This window comes from Myroides profundi, from assembly GCF_000833025.1.
GTDB classification, from domain to species: Bacteria; Bacteroidota; Bacteroidia; order Flavobacteriales; family Flavobacteriaceae; genus Flavobacterium; species Flavobacterium profundi_A.
Genome location: NZ_CP010817.1, coordinates 2,287,069 through 2,303,401 on the forward strand (window position 1 = coordinate 2,287,069; position 16,333 = coordinate 2,303,401).

Sequence of the window (16,333 nt, forward strand, 5' to 3'; positions counted from 1 at the left end):
TGCCCAGAAGGCGTCTTTGTCGAAGAAAAGTGCAAGAAACCCTCAAGCAATCCCCTAGCAGGTCAGAACGAAATCACCTTTAGTTTAAAATACAACAACAAAGACTTACAAGTAGAGGATGCTTTCTCTAGATTCACTTATAATGAAAACAACTTAGTAGAAACTAATTATTCTAAAAAATGGAAAACTTCTAATCAAAAAGAAGGTTGGTTTTACAAGTATGAGTATGATGTATTAGGAAACATCATACATAAAGAGAAAACAAGTGTTATAAAAGGAGAAACTCAGCTCAATTTGAAACTTTTGAATACGAATATGAATATAATGAGGACTATTTATAGACGAAGAAATACTTAGTCGTAAGTGGTAAAATGAGAAGACTATTAGTAGAGCAAGAGATAAAGTAAAAAATCTATAGCAAAAGCCTTGTAACTTAAAGTATACAAGGCTTGTGCTATAGATTTTGTTGTTAATAATATCTACAAATGCTTTATTCTCAGGAAATACTTTTGTACATAATTATACAATTATGTTTTCTATATATGGTTATGAAAAAACAGCATTTACAATAAAGTATAAAGTCTTTTTAATCAATCTAAGATTACAAAATAATTAATTATCTTATAAACAACTCTAATACAATAAAAAAACAAAGTCTATTTTTAACATTTCACTAAACTTTTAGATACTTTTTTCCCAAGTATTTAATTGCATTTATTATAAATAAAAGATTTTAGTTTTTTATTTATAATATTTTTTTAGTTTTTTAAAAATCAACTAAGTATTATTATCTTGTTTTAAAATAACCATTTAAAAATTAATTAATTATGAAAAAATTATTCGTTTCTGCAATAGTCCTATTAGGAGGAATTGTAGTTTGCAATGCTTCTAATTTAGAAGTTAACTCAATTTTAACTTTTAAAGAATCATCTTTTTTAGTTCAAAACAACTATATCTTAGTTATAGTTGTTAAAACAAAAACAGGTAGTTTAATTGAAATCAATGGCTATGAATGTGCATTGCGTTATATTGAGCAAGCTGGTGGCGAGATAGTAGGAACTAAAAATGTACCATCATCAGGACCTACTCCTTTAAGATGTGCTGATTTACCAGGAAGTGATGGAACTTATCCAGGGTATACAGAACCTGGTTCAGGAGGCGGTGGTGGAACTAGTGGTGGTGGTGGAACTAGTGGTGGTGGTGGAAAACTTATAGATTTTGAGGTCTATGATCCAAATAAGGATTACATAATTCGCTAATTAAAATTAGAACTAAATATGCTTTGATTCTCAAAGAAACAAAGCATATTTTATTTTGATTTATTTAATAATAATCAAAATAATCTGTGCACCACACCATTCTCCCACTCTCCACATCCCCCAGTAACTCCATATCCCTAAAATATTCCTACTCAGATTGCTTCTTTCAGCAAGAACATTGCACACATACCTCATTAACTCTGCAGACATCTAAAGTCTATACCTTCTCTTTTTTGCTTAACTTGCTTAACAGAAATATTAATTATGAAAAACGATATATTTATTTGTCATAACTGCCCTATGACACGCACTATGGCAACCATAGGCACAAAATGGAAACCTATTATTATTTATGCTATAGGCTTAAAGACATTGCGATTTGGAGAAGTATTCGCTCGTGTGGAGATAATCTCTAAAAAGGTACTTACACAGCAGTTAAAAGAGCTAGTAGAAGATAAAATCATTATGCGCCAAGAATTTGATGAAGTTCCTCTACGAGTAGAATATACTTTAACTGAAAAAGGAATCGAACTCTTAAAAATATTAAACCAGCTTACGCTGTGGAATCAGAAATATAATATCCCTGATTATCCACATGAGTAAGCATTTTATTATTTAGTTCTACCTATAACGCTGTATGGGACAGGTAGCCACTGATAGCGCTCCCCTACTTTTCGCATTCTACCAAAACCTGGAAAAGACTGATGTGCTCCTCCGATAAGGTATTCACCCTCCACCATCTTATCATAAAATGCACTGCGGACTCTTTTAGCTAGTTCTATATCTTCATCAAAATGATTAATCATAAATGGTTCTTCAAATTGTACACTTGCCACATGTACTAAATCTCCCCAAAAGTACATAGAATGCCCATTACTACTCAATACAAATACAGTATGTCCTGGCGTGTGTCCTACTGTAGGTAAAACCTCTATATGTGACAGTAGTTCCCTGTTATTATTTTTAAATGTTTGTATTTGTTTACTATTTGCATAGACTGTTACAACCTTCTGAACATTCTCTACTATTTTTTGTTGTTCTTTCGCTAAACCGCTTCTAGCCTTATCACTATTCATAGTTTTCATCCAATAATTATATTCTATTTCATTCACGTGAATAGTAGCATTAGGATATACCATTTTATTATCCACCACTAACCCCCCTACGTGATCAACATGGATATGCGTAATCAAGATGTCTGTTATCTCTTCAGGTTTTAAACCATATTGTTTTAAAGTATTTACTAGCTTGCCTGCATGATCTCCGAATATCTGACCTGCACCAGTATCTATCAAGATATTCTTATTGGCATATTGCACTAAATAAGCATTTATACTAACCTCTACGGGGTTAACTAGATAAGCATTCTTAATTAAATCACTAGCTTTAACACCTTCTTTTGAATCAAAGAGTTGGTCTACATCGATATCTACGCTACCATCACTTAGTGAGGTGACCTTTACACCTCCAACATTAACACTATAGAAAGAATTCTGTGCTATTGATTTAGTTGAGAAGAACATCATTCCTATACCCATAAATAACATCCCTAATCGTCTGTAATTTTTCATTGTTTTTACTATTAAATATTTGTTTGGACAAAACTATCATTTAATAGTTTCAAAAAGAGACCATAAATAGAATAGTGGTTACCTACACATCACCACTTATTTTACTATCCTATTTACTTTTTCCCTACCTTGCACCTATAAAACCATCCTTATGCTTCAAGGAAATATAGAGACAGCCAATTCTTCATTTATACATGTACAGATATACGATCAACAAAACATCTTTGATCATGCCAACTTTGGGCATCCCTATAGACCCACTCGTTCTTCCTTTCTATTTGTCAAAAAAGGAAAACTAAGAATAAGAGAACAGATTAATGAATTCGAAATCATAGAGAACTCTATCTTCCTTATTGATGTCAAATACGTATACGAAATCTTAGAGATAAGTCCCGATGCAGAACTGAGACTACTTAGCTATGATCGAAATTTCTTAGAAACTGCTTCTTTTAAGCTTCACCGATTAAAAGTATATAGAGATTTAAAAACACAATTACAACGCAATTTCCACATTAGCAAACAAGAACTAGATATCTTCTGGACCAATGTAGAATCTCTAGGTTATTACCTGGAGCACTTCGACGAAATTGAGTATGGTCAATACATTATAGAAAATTATTTTAATATCATCCTCTATCACCTAGTAAGTGTAGCCACGCCTAGAAGTGAAGATTCTATTAATCAAATGACCTCACAGCAAAAGATCACGTATAAATTCGTGATGCTAGTCTCTGATTATTACCTAGAGACTAAGTCTGTTCAGTTCTACGCAGATAAACTACAACTCTCTATTAGACACCTAAGTACAGTCGTTAAAGAAACTTCTGGAAAAACACCTATAGAAATCATTAATGAGTTTATATTTAACGAAGCTAAAGCACAGTTATCCACTACTACTTTGCCTATCAAACAATTAGCTACTAAACTTCAATTTAGTGATCAGTATGCTTTCGCTCACTTCTTTAAAAAACATCAAGGCACCAGCCCAACTCAGTATAGAAAGATGTTTAAGTTATAGAATAATACTTTTAAACATCTTTTTTGATATTCTCAATCATTTTATACCATGTACTACTGAGCTAACTTTGTCGGCATAAAGTACAAATAAAATGAAAAGAAATATTCACAAATACTTTTGTGGATTAAGCTTACTACTACTCTCATATACTTCAATATATAGCCAAGTAAGCGACCAAACACTTAGTATAGAACAAGCGGTGAACTTAGCGATGCAAAATCATCAACAATTAAAAGTCACTGCTTTAAACAAAAACATTAGCGAACAACAAACCCAATTAATTAAACAACAACGCCTTCCTAATCTTGCCTTTACTGCCAATGCTTCTTATATAGGAGATGCGCTTATATTAGACCGAGATTTCAGTAAGGTCATGACCAAGGATATGCCTCACTTTGGCAATAGCTATGCAGTACAGGCATCTGAACTACTATTTAAAGGGGGAGCGATTAATAAGAATATAGAACTCGCTGAAATAGGCGAACAGCTTGCTTCTCTAGACCTTGTACAAGATCAACAAAGCATTAAGTTCTTAGTTATTTCTAACTACCTAGATGTATATAAACTAATTCATCAAGAGCAAGTTTATCAAAACAATAAAAGGTTAGCCCAAATCCGCCTTGAGAATGTCAATAGATATTATAAAGAAGGAATGATGACTAGAAATGAAGTAATCAGAGGTGAGCTAGTTCTTCAGAATATGGATCAAGCCCTATTAAGTGTAGATAATAACCTATCGATTCTAAACTATAATTTAGCGATTGCACTAGGACTGCCGACCTCAACTAAAATAACACCTAATGAAGCTCTTGTACACAGACCACTAGAAGGGGATTATAACTATTATCTAGATCTAGCCTATACGCAACATCCTATGATACAAAGAGTCGAAAAAGGAGTCGAAGCGGCACAAAAAAAGATAGAGATTGCCAATACAGATAAGTATCCTGCTCTAGCTGCAGTAGGTGGGTATAATATGACTAGACCTATCACCACAACTAACCCTGTGATGGATATGTATTCTAACGCTTGGCAAGTGGGGGTATCACTAACTTACAATATTGACAACTTATACAAGACACCCAAAAAAGTCAAACTAGAAAAGCTTCAAAAAGACAAAGCCGAAGAGACATTTACCCTTGTACAACAACAATTAGAAATGGGAGTCAATGCAGCTTATACCAAATACGATGAGGCTATACAGAATGCTAATCTGCTAAAGAAAAGTCAACAACTCGCACAGGAGAATTACAAAATCATAGAAGCTAAATACCTAAACCAATTGGCTATACAAGCTGAAATGACAGATGCCACTAATGCAAAATTAGAAGCCGAACTTCAGTACGCCAATGCTGAAATAAACGTATTATACCAATACTATAACTTACTGAAGTCAACAGGAACACTTTAATGCCCTACAGGCAATTAAGAATTAAAAATTAGGAATTAAGAATGGGTGCCTACGGCAGTAAGGAAACGGGGAACAGGAACAGGAAACAGGGAAACGGGAACGGGAACAGGAAACGGGGAACAGAAAAACGATTTCACACCTTAACAGTTTCACGATTTCACAAAAAAACAAAACAAGCAATGGAAAATAAAGAAAATACAACTACTGAACAACCAGCTCAAGCTCCAGTTGAGCAAGTTGTAGAGGATAAAGCTAAAAAAGAAAAAAAGAAGAAAACAAAGATACTCTTAGTCAACACCCTAACATTTGCGGTAATAGGAATCGCTTTCTTCTGGTTATTGACTAAATACTTTCACATCAACGATAGAGATTACACAGAATCAGCACAGGTAGAAGAGTTCATTAACCCTATTAATACCCGTGTATCTGCTTATATTAAAGAGATCAAATTCATCGAACATCAGCAAGTCAAAAAAGGAGATACACTAGTTATCCTTGACAACAGAGAAATCATCACTCAAGTAGAACAAGCTGAAGCAGCTTATCTAAGTGCATTAGCTGCTAAGAAAGTAACTAACTCCTCTATTCATACAGCATCAAATAATATCGGGGTATTTAGCTCTAATATTGAAGGGGCAAAAGCAAGATTGTGGAACGCAGAACAAAACAATAAAAGATACGAGAATTTATTACAAGCTGAGGCTGTTACCCAACAACAATATGATCAAGTAAAAACAGAGTACCAAGCTGCTAAATCTGCTTATGAAAGTTTAATAAAACAACAAAACACAACCAAACTTTCAGTATCAGAGATAGAAACACGTCTTGCCCTAAATGAAGCGGATATCAAACGCACAAAAGCGATGTTAGATATGGCTCAACTAAACCTGTCATACACAGTGATTACAGCTCCTTATGACGGAGTGATGGGACGAAGACTAATCAGCGAAGGACAACTACTCTCGCCTAGCCAGCAAATTACAACTATCGTAAAAGATAATGAGAAATGGGTAACAGCTAATTTTTTAGAATCTCAAATGAACAATATCCAAATAGGTAGTATTATCGACATGACAGCTGATGCTGTAAAAGGAATACGCTTTCAAGGAAAAGTAACGGCTATCTCTGCGGCTACAGGTTCTAGATATTCTAGTATGCCTACGGATAACTCTACGGGGAACTTCGTCAAGGTACAACAGCGTATCCCTGTGCGTATCGAATTTACAGATACGAATGATATAGAAAACATCGCTAACCTTAAAGCAGGGATGAATATGAATATACAACTGGCTAACTAATTAGGAATTAGGAATTTTAAATTAGGAATCATAGCCCTTCGGGCTTTCTAAATATATCCTATAATTAAATTTCTAATTCTTAATAATGGAATGATTAATGTGCACACTATATTTTTAAATTCATCAAATCCGTTTTCTATGAAGAATGAAAATATAGTACAAATTAAAAGCTATGCTTTTGCTATTCGAATGGTTAATACTTATAAACATCTAACTACTACTAAGAAAGAGTTTATATTAAGTAAACAATTACTCCGCAGTGGAACATCTATTGGTGCAAATATAGAAGAAGCTATTGGAGGTCAATCAGATAAAGCTTTCTATGCTAAACTATATATTGCATATAAAGAAGCTCGTGAATCTCATTACTGGATTCGACTGTTAACTGACACAGACTATCTAACGACTAAACAGAGTACAAGCCTTTTGACTGACATAGATGAGCTGCTTAAAATTATAGGAAGCATTCTAAAAACAATCAAAGAAAACGAAAAAATAATAAACCATACTTAGGGATGTACAACGTACACAATTCCTAAGTATTAATTCCTAATTCTATACGATGTATAACAAAGGATTATTTCACTCTTGGGTACCAAAACCAGTCATGCTATTACTCATTGTAATCATAGCAGCTGTGTTCTGTAGTATTAGTGGAATATATACCACTAATATCACCAATATCGTGGGTAGTACAGGCTCGATGACAGAGTACTACCTATGGGCTAACTATGCCTATGCCATAGGTCTAGGTACAGTCATGCCTCTTATTGTTAGGATCAAAGCCCGATTCAGAACAAAAGAACTTCTTGTAATCTCACTCACCATGTGTGGTTTATTATATTTGGTACAATCCACCACACATCAACCCTATATCATTATAGCCTGCTCCTATCTAATAGGAGTATTTAAAATGATGGGAATGATGGAAGTAGTATTACCCCTTATGATGCTCTTAAGTGTAGGAGGTAACAGAGGTATATTCTACAGTATCTACTACTCTGCCCTATTAGTTATCACCCAATTATCAGGTTACTTTGTAGCTAAAGTAAGCTTTATATTCAGCTGGCAGATTACCTATATGAACCTAGCGATTATGTGCTTTGGAGCAGCATTGATTTGTATTATATTTCAACACAATCAACGCTTTATGCGCAAGGTTCCTTTTATTTACATTGACTGGATTAGCATCCTTTTATTTAATGCGACATTCATGACCTTGGCCTATATCCTAGCCTTCGGAAAACAACAAGCTTGGTTTGACTCAGAGATCATAAGATATGCCTCATTAGTATTTGGTATTCTCTTATTTATTTTTGTCATTCGCCAGCAGTTGATTAGAAGACCATTCTTACCATTAAATGCCTTTAAGAAGAATAATGTAAGACACGGAACCATCATGCTACTGTGTTTAGGAATGTACCTTGCCACCGCTACGATACAGAATATCTTTGCTGTAGGTATATTAGGATATAATCCGATGACCAATGCCTCCCTAAATCTCTTACTGATTCCCGGGCTTATTACTGCAGCAGTTGTCTGTTATTATTGGTATAAAAACGAGATACCTATACGCATGCTCATCTTCTCTGGGTTTTCAGCATTTCTAATGTACAGTGTGATGATGTACCTCGCTATGGCAACAGAATTCAGCTATTCGATGTGGTATCTACCGATGTTCTTTAAAGGATATGGAATGGGAGTTATCTTTGTCACCACTTGGTATTACACCTTAGATAAGTTAGACTTAGCTAGTATGTTAGGACTGATCGGATTTGCTATTCTATGGCGTACATTTATCGCTGTAGGGATGTTTAGTGCATTATACAGCTGGACACAATATCAATTCCAAATACAAAGTCTAAACAACTTAGCCGTATACCTAGATGATGCCATGCTATTAAGGTCAGGGTCAGGTATTAATCTATCCATTGTCCAACTAAACGGGGTACTCGCTGCCACCAAGACAGTATATGGATATATAAATATCGCTGGTATAGGAGTGTTGTTATATGTATTATTCCACCACTACGGTAGAATACGCACATTGAAAACTCGTGTGTATATCAATAAACTAGGTAATCTTATGATGAGCAAAAAAGATAAAGAGAGTATCGAAAATCAACTCCCTAACAATATATAGATTTGTACTTTTGAATCTCTAGTACACTGCTTCTTCTAAAGGAGAAAGAACTAGAGATTCTTTTTAATTCCCTATATCAATCCACGGAAATCACCTTTTAATACCTATGCACAGTAATAGGGATTATATCAACACTTCTCACAGGTTGATTATTGATGAAAGCAGGACTCCACTTAGGCAACTCCTTAATAACACGAATAACCTCATCTTTAGTATTGTACCCCATATCTCGAAGTATTTCTATATTAGTAAGTGTACCATCTCTCTCAATAATAACTTGGACAATTACATTTGTCTTTTTTCCTTTCTCTATTTCATTAGGCACTCTAAATTTAAGAAGAAAGTCAGTTCTGAACTTTTTGATACCTCCTAAGTAAGTAGCTCTCTGTTCTACATCCCTTGAATGATAAACCTTGTCTAAAGAAGGTAAAGTATCTGTTACTGTAGTGATGGTATTGTTATTTGCTATAGGTAATGTACATCGCCACTCTGGTAACTGATCATATATAGGTAATTCTATAAACTCAACTTTTTTAGGCTTCTGTGCATAGACACCCATCAATAACGAAAAAAATACAATGACAGAGATTATCTTCTTAAACATTTTGTTCCAATTACATTAAAGCTATTACTCAACTAATTCAATACCCAAACTTCCTATTCCTCCCATTCTCCATTTTGAAAATCATACTTTGCATACTCGCCAGTATCGGTAAATTCAGATGCTGTCATACCTACCTCAAAAATAGAATCTCCACTCCAACTTGCAGTAAAGTAAAGCGCATTTTTGCATAACAATGCTGCTCCATAATCTTCATCAGGATGTCCAAAACGCATACCTAAATCATCTTCTTTAATTAAAACATATTCATATACCAAGAGTCTCTTTTTAAGTCCTTCTATCTGTTCTGAAGTAAATTCTATCAAATTTTCCTCATTTCCAAAAAAATCATCTTCTGTATTACCTTGATACTTTTCTCTTGTCTCTATCCTATAAACAGCAATATCATAGCTCATATCCATTTTATTTTATTCTTACTAAGATAACTAAAAGAGAATAATCTTATACACTGTTTTCATCTATTTAATATATTTTACTATATATCAGCTGTATGTAATACAGCCCTACGATTGCGTGCCGAATGAACGTGATATACTATATCGGCTGTATCTAATACAGCCCTACGATTGCGTGCCGATAGGACGCGATATACATACCTATTGCCCTAGGCAAAACGATTCCTAATTCATAATTTTAAATTCCTAATTAAACCGAAGCGTTCTTCCTAAACTGCTGAGGAGATATCCCTGTATTGCGTTTAAAATGTCTACAGAATAGACTAGCATCATTAAAGTGGAGTTCATGACTTATTTCCTTAATAGACAGCTCAGTTGTTTTTAGCAATGACTTTGCATATAAGACTACCATATGATCAATCCATTTTAGAACAGATTTACCCGTTTTTTGCTTGAGTAGAGTTGTGAGATACTGAGGAGTAAGGTGTAATTTATCAGCATAGAATCCTACCTCTCGATGCTTGATAGCATGCTCTGTAATCGATGTATAAAAACGATCTATGATATCGTGACTTCCCTCTTTCACAACAGGGTTCTTAACAGAAAGACTGGCATAGGACTCTATTACCATATTAAACAAAGCTAAGATATGATAACGCAAGATCTCATTCTTTTTCACACTGTTCTCCTTATGGTAGAACTGTTGTAGATATGCTAGAAACTGACGCTCTAAGCTGTCTTCCTTCTCAAAGAACTTAATCTTAGGATTCCATCTGATTTGATCATCCGTTACGAATTCCCATAAACTAGGAATAGAGCTTATAAAGTCAAGGGACAACCCTATCGTGATCACCTCAGCATCATCGCTTTCTTCTACTACATCGATCATCAGATGAGGCAAAGCAATGATGACCTCCCCCGCTTTTACTTCATACTCTAGAAAGTGTACCTGCGCAGTCATCTTTCCCTTTAGCACAAAACCAAATAACAATCCCTCAAACTGATGCTTCTGATAAGCATAGTCCACTATAGGCAAATTGGTATGGTCTACGATAAACACTCCATCCCCTTTTAGAGAAGAATCAAGCTCGTGTAGTTCGTACAAATAATCTAAAGTCAGAAATAAAGACATATCTAAAATATAACAAAATGAATAATACCTATTCCTAAAAAGGATAAATAACATAATAAACATTAAAAATAGTACATAACATCCAATAAAACGCAAAATCTAGAAGCTTCTAGAATAATACTTTTGCACAAAGACTATCAACAGAAACAAAGTCTACTGGATTCAAAATTATAAATCAAAGAATATGAGTAATTTATCAAAGAGTATTAATGAAAAAAGAACGAGAAAGCTACACCTTAATCAGCTTCACCCTATTTGTCTATTAAAAGAGAAAATACAATCTTTTTTTTGCGACTTTACAACCTTTGATAATTTAGATGAAGTTGTAAGTACACAAGAGAATTTTGACAAACTATTAGTTCCTCTATATCATCCTGCCCGTTCTAAAAACGATACGTATTATGTGAATGATAACTTCGTTTTGCGCACGCAGACCTCAGCTCATCAAAATCAATTGTTGAGCCAAGGATATAAACAATTCATTGTCACAGGAGATGTATATCGAAAAGATACGATTGATAAGACGCATTATCCTGTCTTTCACCAGATGGAGGTAGTTAAACTCTTGCCATTGGGATCAGATGCACTACAAGATCTAAAGACAACTTTAGCTAAGTTAGTAGAGTTCTTATACCCTGGGAAAGAATATCGCTTTTTAGACGACCACTTCCCATTTACAGAACCTTCTTTACAGATTGAAGTAAAGCAAGAGGAAGAATGGATGGAGATATTAGGTGCTGGTGTGATCCATACAGATATCCTAAAGCACAATGATATACAAGCCACAGGTTGGGCTTTTGGACTTGGGTTAGATAGACTTGTAATGTCTTTTTGTAACATACCTGATATCCGTTATTTTTGGACAGAAGATCCTCGCTTTATATCACAGTTCAGAAATGGGCTTGCCACTTTTAAAGAGTACTCAAAATACCCTCCTGTATACAAGGATATTTCATTTTGGGTTCATCAGTACAAACCAAATAGAGAAGACAATTGGGAAGAGTACAATAATCTATGTGAAGTCATTAGAGAATATGGCAACGATCTAATCGAACGCGTAGAGCTCGTAGATCAATACAGCCATGAAGCTAAAACTTCTCTTGCCTATCGCATTACTTACAGGTCTAATGAGAGAACATTGCTTAACGAGGAGATAAATGCTATAAACGACACCATCAGACTTCAATTATCACAACAATTTTATATCACCTTAAGGTAAGACGACAAACAACAAATTTAATTTCTGAAGCCCTGTCACCGATTATCACACTAACGGTGAAGTCAGGGCTTTTATCGTATAAAATGTATTTCATACACGTCCATCTCCAATTTCAAATCCATGACAACGGTTATACATCCCTAAAATAATGAAGACAATTCTTAATTCCCTGAAGGGAAATAGCGATACACCTCCTCATTAAAAAAATCTTTCAAATGACGATCTCCATAACAAGGAGCGATATTATTCTCTGCCATAGCTGTTAAAAAGAATTCATAAGGACCATAGGTTTTAGAAGAGGTAAATAGACGCAATAGCTTAATGATACATATTCGTATACAATCAGGAATATAAGTAATCTTTTCTTCCTTACCCCATGCGTTTAAAGCCAGTAAGGCCAATTCTCTATGACTTACTATATCAGGACCACCTACACTACACTCTCTCTCGGTACCTTCCATTTTGTCAATGCATACCTTCGCTAAGTCACATCCATCAATAGGGTTGAGCTTCTTATCCCCTTTACCGAATAGGTAGACTCTACCTGACTTAGCCATCTCTAAGAAATCGCGCATATCTGAAAAGAACCCATTAGGGCGAATTACTCTATAGTCTAGACCTGATTCTTTAAGTTTATCCACAAAACCTTCCTTAGCCTGGAATATCTTTAAATGTCGTAGTTTGTCTCCATTGATGGCAGATACGTATAAAAAGCGCTCTACATCAGTGATACACGCCTCGTGTAATAGATTTAAATTTCCTTGATAATCAACATCCATATAGGTCATTCCCTCTTTCTGACGAGTGATTCCAATGGTAGAAAATACATAGTCTATCGTATGTGTAACTCCTCTTATGCTTTGAGGTGTTGTTATTTCTCCGATAAATACCTCATCAGCTAGGACGACTTTATCGTGTTGTGAAGAGTTGCGGATTAAAGCTCTTACCCAATATCCTCTTGCTTTTAGTTCCTTCACTAATTCACCTCCTAAATATCCTGTTGCTCCTGCTACTAAAACTCTTTTGGTCATCTTAATTTGCTTTTTTTATTTCTCTACACAAAGTTCCATAACTAACCCTAAAAGAACTCTTGACTATCGTCAAGAAAAGAAATTACTTTAAAATTCTAGCTTTAATTCTACTCAAAGTCTCTGGTGATACCCCTAAGAAGGTAGCGATATACTGCTGAGGTACACGTAAAAAAAGTTCTCCCTGATGAGCTAATAAATCTTTATAACGCTCCTCAGCAGATTGGGTAACAAAAGAACGAATGATACGCTGTGCAGTCAGTAATTCATTCTCTACAGCGATACGAGCGATAATCTCAAATACGGGAGATAACTTTAATAGAATTTCGATATTCTCTCTAGTTAATACACATAACTCCGTATCCTCTAAGACTTGATAATTCTCGCTCGCTTCTACTTTATATGTAAAACTCTCACCCGCACAGATAAACTGCCCTTCAGTGTAGAAGAACCCCGTCTTATCTATTTCATTGACGTTATAATAAAGCCTAACACAGCCTTTAGTGACAAAATAAATTTCGTTAGAAACATTCCCTTCTTGAAACAAGATCTCTTGCTTAGCATAGCTTCTATAAACAATATGGGATATCAGATACTCTTGTTCTTGAAGAGTAAGTGGTGTATAGGTCTTGATATAATCTATAAACTTGTTTTGCATCTCTATGTTATTGTAAAGTACAAGCAAGGTACAGAACCTAATTTTATTTTTAGAACAATAAATCACTTATCTACTCCATTAAGAACAATTTATTATCCCTTTTCTTAAACAAAAAAGCTACCCTAAAAATTAGGATAGCTTTTACTAATATCGACGACTTGGTTAGGGTTGCGCCTCTATAAGTTGAAAAGAAAAAAATTTAAGTGCAAGAACTACGTTTTACTCACTGGCTAAAAAGAATAAAGCACATATATTTTCTATACAACCTGAGCTGTTGTTCTACTTTATAAATATAACATCATTTAACAAAAAAACAAATGATTTATTTACATCAACCTACAAGTATTAACAAATAGCTAAAAAAAATCATCTATACAAACAAATTTAACATCTTACAAAAGCATTTTATTAACGATTAAACAACAAAAAACAAATATAGCTAACAGTAATTCCTACTTAATTTGTCATTTAATAGCACTTTTTACAATTAAAACATCATATTCAATCCTTTACAACACACAAAAAAATTTAGTACCTAATAATTATTTAAGATAAACTCCAAATAGACTATAACTTTTCATTTATACTAACACTAAAATCTATACAGTATACAAGTCTAATACACTAAATTCACATAATGCTAAGACAGAATTAGTATAAAAGCTATATTTGCAATAGAAGCATCTCTAAAGCTTGGAATAACAGGAAGAAAAAGATGAATTATAACGCAATAACTCTCAATGGAAATACAGATATTTACTTTGGTAATGAATTGTTATATAGATGTATCTCTTATAAATATTTACTTAAGGATATTTTCTATATAGAAGATATTTATGGAGTAAAATTATTAGAACTAGAAATCAAGCATTTCTTTGGATTTAATAAAAAATATTTGATAATAGCACAGAAAGTGAATCAACAAATTTATTTATTTAAACTAAAGAAGAAATTATATTTGAAAGCGGAAAATGATATTATTTCAATAAATAAAAAAATGAAAGCATGGAAATTTGAAGGAGATTTTATTGTAAATAATGAGTTTGTCGGGGGTTTTAATAATGATTTAAAAGTTTTTAAATCATCTTTTACATTTGATTTCAATAGCAAGAGTGATATTAATATTTATTGTATAATATTATTTTCTATTCTGATTATAGATGAGTTTAATACCCGACCAACTACATAATTAAAAAAATGACAGAACTGAATGTTATAAAATCCAGTAGAAAAAGAAGAATAGAAGTACCCAAGTAATCCTTCACAATACTAAAAAGACCTAGCTAATTAAAACTAAGTCTTTTTATATTACTGTAGGCTTCCCTAAAAATCGGACAGTTGTTAATTCGAAATTATTAACTTTAAACAAAACTGTCAAGTATGAAAACAAGTAATTTTAGTGAGAGCCAAATCATTAAGGCTCTCAAAGAAAATGAACAGGGAAGATCAGTAAGTGAAATCTCTCGAGAATTAGGTATTGATAAGAGCACGTTTTACTATTGGAGAAAGAAGTATGATGGAATGGAAAAACAAGAGTTGAAACGTTTAAAAGAACTTGAAGAAGAAAATCGCAAGCTCAAACAGATGTATGCTGATGTTAGTTTAGACAATAAAATGCTCAAAGATATTCTGTCAAAAAAGTTTTAAGCTCAGCAGATAAAATAGAAAGGGCAAAGTATCTGTTAGAGCAATATAAGTTATCCATCGTTCGTATTTGTTTATTAGTTGGGCTATGCCGATCAATGTGGTATTATCAAAGTAAAAAAGATGATACAGAGGTCATTGATAAACTAAGCGAATTAGCAGAACAATATCCTACTCGCGGCTTTGATGAGTACTATCATAAGATACGCAGAGAAGGACTTGTATGGAATAGAAAAAGAGTTCTACGTGTTTATCGCTTAATGAAACTAAGTCTAAGAAGAAAACATAAGAAACGTTTAATAACAAGAGTTAAACAGCCTTTAGAAACACCACAAGTACTCAATGAGTGTTGGAGTATGGACTTTATGAGTGACTTACTTACAGATGGAAGAAAAGTACGAGTTTTTAATGTATTAGACGACTGTAATAGAGAAGCAATAGCTATCGAAGCTGGATTAAGTTATCCTGCAAGGGCGGTAATAGAAACATTAGAAAACCTAAAACATGAAATAGGAAATCCAAAGTACATTAGATGTGATAACGGTCCTGAATTTATCTCTAAAACCTTTGTAAACTGGTGTAAGAAGAACTTTATAGAGATAAAATATACTCAACCTGGTAAAACAATGCAGAATGGATATATAGAACGTTTTAATCGATTTTTTAGAGAGGATATATTAGATGCTTTTTACTTCAATGATATTTACCAGTTACAAAGATTGGCTGATAAATGGAGAGAGGATTACAATTTTAACCATCCTCACAAAGCATTAGGGAATAAATCACCTAAAGAATATAAGCCCAGATTTGATGAAGAATTTAAATTCTTCATCAAATCTGAACATAATAAGAATTATTTGTCGAATTTAGAGGTGTCCTAAAATGGGGAAGCCTACAACTAGACCTTAATTACCGTACTAAAAAAGTATTCAAGA

17 protein-coding genes are annotated in these 16,333 nt (G+C 33.7%); 11 read left to right on the forward strand and 6 right to left on the reverse strand.

The window, feature by feature from the left end; genetic code table 11:
* Positions 1-827: 827 nt before the first annotated feature.
* Complete coding sequence (locus MPR_RS10105; protein WP_041892217.1) at positions 828-1,259, forward strand: hypothetical protein; 432 nt, start codon at positions 828-830, stop codon at positions 1,257-1,259.
* 312 nt (positions 1,260-1,571) lie between these two features.
* A complete protein-coding gene (locus tag MPR_RS10110; RefSeq protein ID WP_235280425.1) occupies positions 1,572-1,862 on the forward strand; it encodes a winged helix-turn-helix transcriptional regulator in 291 nt (96 codons plus the stop codon).
* Positions 1,863-1,870: 8 nt separating this feature from the next.
* Here MPR_RS10110 and MPR_RS10115 read toward each other — a convergent pair whose 3' ends face one another.
* The gene (locus tag MPR_RS10115) at positions 1,871-2,830 is read right to left on the reverse strand and encodes an MBL fold metallo-hydrolase (protein ID WP_041892222.1); all 960 of its coding nucleotides are present in this window, start codon (positions 2,828-2,830) and stop codon (positions 1,871-1,873) included.
* 151 nt (positions 2,831-2,981) lie between these two features.
* On the opposite strand from MPR_RS10115, the gene MPR_RS10120 reads away from it, so the two are divergent.
* From MPR_RS10120 to MPR_RS10140, 5 genes are all read left to right on the forward strand, one after another.
* Entirely contained in the window at positions 2,982-3,848 is an 867-nt protein-coding gene (locus tag MPR_RS10120; RefSeq protein ID WP_041892224.1) for a helix-turn-helix domain-containing protein, read from the forward strand.
* A 91-nt stretch (positions 3,849-3,939) separates the two neighbouring features.
* Positions 3,940-5,259, forward strand: coding sequence for a TolC family protein (locus MPR_RS10125; RefSeq protein WP_041892227.1), 1,320 nt, complete (start codon positions 3,940-3,942; stop codon positions 5,257-5,259).
* Between the two features lie 179 nt (positions 5,260-5,438).
* Entirely contained in the window at positions 5,439-6,557 is a 1,119-nt protein-coding gene (locus tag MPR_RS10130; protein WP_041892229.1) for an HlyD family secretion protein, read from the forward strand.
* Positions 6,558-6,695: 138 nt separating this feature from the next.
* Positions 6,696-7,070, forward strand: a complete 375-nt coding sequence (locus MPR_RS10135) for a four helix bundle protein (protein WP_041892231.1) — start codon at positions 6,696-6,698, stop codon at positions 7,068-7,070.
* Between the two features lie 49 nt (positions 7,071-7,119).
* Positions 7,120-8,700, forward strand: coding sequence for an MFS transporter (locus MPR_RS10140; RefSeq protein WP_041892233.1), 1,581 nt, complete (start codon positions 7,120-7,122; stop codon positions 8,698-8,700).
* Positions 8,701-8,797: 97 nt separating this feature from the next.
* Here MPR_RS10140 and MPR_RS10145 read toward each other — a convergent pair whose 3' ends face one another.
* The 3 genes from MPR_RS10145 to MPR_RS10155 form a co-directional block, all read right to left on the reverse strand.
* Positions 8,798-9,304, reverse strand: a complete 507-nt coding sequence (locus MPR_RS10145) for an energy transducer TonB (RefSeq protein ID WP_082027829.1) — start codon at positions 9,302-9,304, stop codon at positions 8,798-8,800.
* A 53-nt stretch (positions 9,305-9,357) separates the two neighbouring features.
* Positions 9,358-9,717, reverse strand: a complete 360-nt coding sequence (locus tag MPR_RS10150; protein WP_041895364.1) for a hypothetical protein — start codon at positions 9,715-9,717, stop codon at positions 9,358-9,360.
* 250 nt (positions 9,718-9,967) lie between these two features.
* The gene (locus tag MPR_RS10155; protein ID WP_041892235.1) at positions 9,968-10,849 is read right to left on the reverse strand and encodes a helix-turn-helix domain-containing protein; all 882 of its coding nucleotides are present in this window, start codon (positions 10,847-10,849) and stop codon (positions 9,968-9,970) included.
* Positions 10,850-11,033: 184 nt separating this feature from the next.
* Between MPR_RS10155 and srmL the strand changes: the two genes are divergently transcribed.
* Complete coding sequence (gene srmL, locus MPR_RS10160) at positions 11,034-12,068, forward strand: PheS-related mystery ligase SrmL (protein WP_041892237.1); 1,035 nt, start codon at positions 11,034-11,036, stop codon at positions 12,066-12,068.
* 161 nt (positions 12,069-12,229) lie between these two features.
* Here srmL and MPR_RS10165 read toward each other — a convergent pair whose 3' ends face one another.
* Entirely contained in the window at positions 12,230-13,099 is an 870-nt protein-coding gene (locus MPR_RS10165; RefSeq protein WP_041892239.1) for an SDR family oxidoreductase, read from the reverse strand.
* Positions 13,100-13,181: 82 nt separating this feature from the next.
* The gene (locus tag MPR_RS10170; protein WP_041892242.1) at positions 13,182-13,754 is read right to left on the reverse strand and encodes a Crp/Fnr family transcriptional regulator; all 573 of its coding nucleotides are present in this window, start codon (positions 13,752-13,754) and stop codon (positions 13,182-13,184) included.
* A 715-nt stretch (positions 13,755-14,469) separates the two neighbouring features.
* Here MPR_RS10170 and MPR_RS10175 point away from each other — a divergent pair.
* The 3 genes from MPR_RS10175 (at position 14,470) to MPR_RS18565 (ending at position 16,279) form a co-directional block, all read left to right on the forward strand.
* Entirely contained in the window at positions 14,470-14,943 is a 474-nt protein-coding gene (locus MPR_RS10175) for a hypothetical protein (protein ID WP_041892244.1), read from the forward strand.
* Positions 14,944-15,134: 191 nt separating this feature from the next.
* A complete protein-coding gene (locus tag MPR_RS18805) occupies positions 15,135-15,401 on the forward strand; it encodes a transposase (protein ID WP_041892247.1) in 267 nt (88 codons plus the stop codon).
* A 32-nt stretch (positions 15,402-15,433) separates the two neighbouring features.
* Positions 15,434-16,279, forward strand: coding sequence for an IS3 family transposase (locus tag MPR_RS18565; protein ID WP_235280677.1), 846 nt, complete (start codon positions 15,434-15,436; stop codon positions 16,277-16,279).
* Positions 16,280-16,333 lie beyond the last annotated feature (54 nt).

Bases quoted from the DNA above. Each gene is read 5' to 3' on its own strand.
- MPR_RS10105 (WP_041892217.1), top strand. From the start codon at position 828: ATGAAAAAATTATTCGTTTCTGCAATAGTCCTATTAGGAGGAATTGTA.
- MPR_RS10110 (WP_235280425.1), top strand. From the start codon at position 1,572: ATGGCAACCATAGGCACAAAATGGAAACCTATTATTATTTATGCTATA.
- MPR_RS10115 (WP_041892222.1), bottom strand. From the start codon at position 2,830: ATGAAAAATTACAGACGATTAGGGATGTTATTTATGGGTATAGGAATG.
- MPR_RS10120 (WP_041892224.1), top strand. From the start codon at position 2,982: ATGCTTCAAGGAAATATAGAGACAGCCAATTCTTCATTTATACATGTA.
- MPR_RS10125 (WP_041892227.1), top strand. From the start codon at position 3,940: ATGAAAAGAAATATTCACAAATACTTTTGTGGATTAAGCTTACTACTA.
- MPR_RS10130 (WP_041892229.1), top strand. From the start codon at position 5,439: ATGGAAAATAAAGAAAATACAACTACTGAACAACCAGCTCAAGCTCCA.
- MPR_RS10135 (WP_041892231.1), top strand. From the start codon at position 6,696: ATGAAGAATGAAAATATAGTACAAATTAAAAGCTATGCTTTTGCTATT.
- MPR_RS10140 (WP_041892233.1), top strand. From the start codon at position 7,120: ATGTATAACAAAGGATTATTTCACTCTTGGGTACCAAAACCAGTCATG.
- MPR_RS10145 (WP_082027829.1), bottom strand. From the start codon at position 9,304: ATGTTTAAGAAGATAATCTCTGTCATTGTATTTTTTTCGTTATTGATG.
- MPR_RS10150 (WP_041895364.1), bottom strand. From the start codon at position 9,717: ATGAGCTATGATATTGCTGTTTATAGGATAGAGACAAGAGAAAAGTAT.
- MPR_RS10155 (WP_041892235.1), bottom strand. From the start codon at position 10,849: ATGTCTTTATTTCTGACTTTAGATTATTTGTACGAACTACACGAGCTT.
- srmL (WP_041892237.1), top strand. From the start codon at position 11,034: ATGAGTAATTTATCAAAGAGTATTAATGAAAAAAGAACGAGAAAGCTA.
- MPR_RS10165 (WP_041892239.1), bottom strand. From the start codon at position 13,099: ATGACCAAAAGAGTTTTAGTAGCAGGAGCAACAGGATATTTAGGAGGT.
- MPR_RS10170 (WP_041892242.1), bottom strand. From the start codon at position 13,754: ATGCAAAACAAGTTTATAGATTATATCAAGACCTATACACCACTTACT.
- MPR_RS10175 (WP_041892244.1), top strand. From the start codon at position 14,470: ATGAATTATAACGCAATAACTCTCAATGGAAATACAGATATTTACTTT.
- MPR_RS18805 (WP_041892247.1), top strand. From the start codon at position 15,135: ATGAAAACAAGTAATTTTAGTGAGAGCCAAATCATTAAGGCTCTCAAA.